The 1,482-nt window shown below is 43.9% G+C and carries 1 protein-coding gene; it reads right to left on the reverse strand.

Annotated features, from left to right (window positions below; genetic code table 11):
- Positions 1–49: 49 nt before the first annotated feature.
- Positions 50–1,375, reverse strand: a complete 1,326-nt coding sequence (locus PAE54_RS12385; protein WP_326519657.1) for an ISNCY family transposase — start codon at positions 1,373–1,375, stop codon at positions 50–52.
- Positions 1,376–1,482: the final 107 nt, after the last annotated feature.

Below are 1,482 nucleotides of genomic sequence, written 5' to 3' on the forward strand. Positions count from 1 at the left end.
TGTTATTCCTAAGTAGAAATGTCCTACCTTAAAACCAAATAGAAATGTCCTATACCGACATTTCCAAGTCAAGCACAGGATTCAGATTTCGTTCTTGAATTGCTATTTTCTGTGCACGTCTACGTGGCATCTTTTGAGAACGATTGCGTTTGTTTTGTTGTTCTAATTCTTCATGCTGCTGTTGGATATGCGCCAAGACAGAACCCAAACGCTTGTTCTCAACGACCTCTCGCTGGTTGAGCTGACTTAATTTGTCGAAGATGCTGTAATTGATTTTTCTACCTTGATGTTCAATGGCTACCGTGCCATCCGGGTATTCTAGAAACTCAAGATACTTGCCGATCAATCTTTGATTTTCTTCTGTATTTTCCAGAAGATATACGCATTTATCATAAGTAATCGTTAGGCTATTCGTGACTCTGCGGGGTTCACGCCAGGTAAAAATATCATCTAACTCCTCAGCAGTTTCAGTGACAGTCCGGTGTAAATTCTTAGAGTTAAAGGCCGTCTTTGCAAATTTACGATTAAATTGCTCGATAAAGCAGGGCAGCCAGACATTCGCTTGCTCAATCGAACAAATGCCTTCCAGACGCATCTCTTTGATCAGACGGTCCTGAAGCGTTCTATTGGCCCGTTCTACACGGCCTTTGGCCTGTGGGGAATTGGCGAAGATGATATCGATATTGAGGGTACTGAGTACACGCCCAAATTGCGTAATCTTGGTGTCTTTCTTGCTGCTTTGATTGACCCTGAAGACTGAATGTTTATCGCTGTAGAACGCTAAGGGCTTACCGTGCTGTTCGACATATAAACGCGTTGAGATCATATAGTCAAAGGCTGATTCCGACTCACAGAAGCGTAAATGCTGCAATTTGCCTGTGGCATCATCGATAAATACCAGTAGACAGCATTTAGCAGCGCGTCCTTCAAACCAGTCATGATGTGAGCCATCAATTTGGATCAGTTCGCCATAACAATCCCGGTTATAACGAGGCTGATACGGGCGTTTCAGGCGCTTGGCGCGAGGAATCCACAGATCGGCTGCAATCATCCAGGAACGGAGTGTTTCCACTGAAATATCGAATCCATGAACAGTGGTGAGCTTTTCATGCGCTAAAGTGGGTCCGAAACCATGGAATTGCTCAGCAATCATATTGAGGCACTTGAGCCTGAGTTCTTCAGGAAGCTTAGAATTGCTAGTTTGGCCACGTGCAGCATGGGCTAATGCAGCTGGACCTTGAGCTTTGTATTTTTGCAATAAACGCCTGATCTGACGTTCTGAAATGTGAAGTAGCTGAGCAGCCTGGGATTGAGTTATGCGTTGATCGCAGATTTCTTGCAAGACCGACAATCGTTTAAGTTCTTTATCCGACATAGACACCAACATAACAAACCGTCCGCTAAGAAAATCGCAAAAACGCGTATTCTAAAAGCGGACATTTTTACTTTGGAGAAACCGGACATTTCTACTTTGGGCTTACA

The organism is Acinetobacter minutum, from assembly GCF_035916735.1.
In the GTDB taxonomy this organism is placed as follows: Bacteria; Pseudomonadota; Gammaproteobacteria; order Pseudomonadales; family Moraxellaceae; genus Acinetobacter.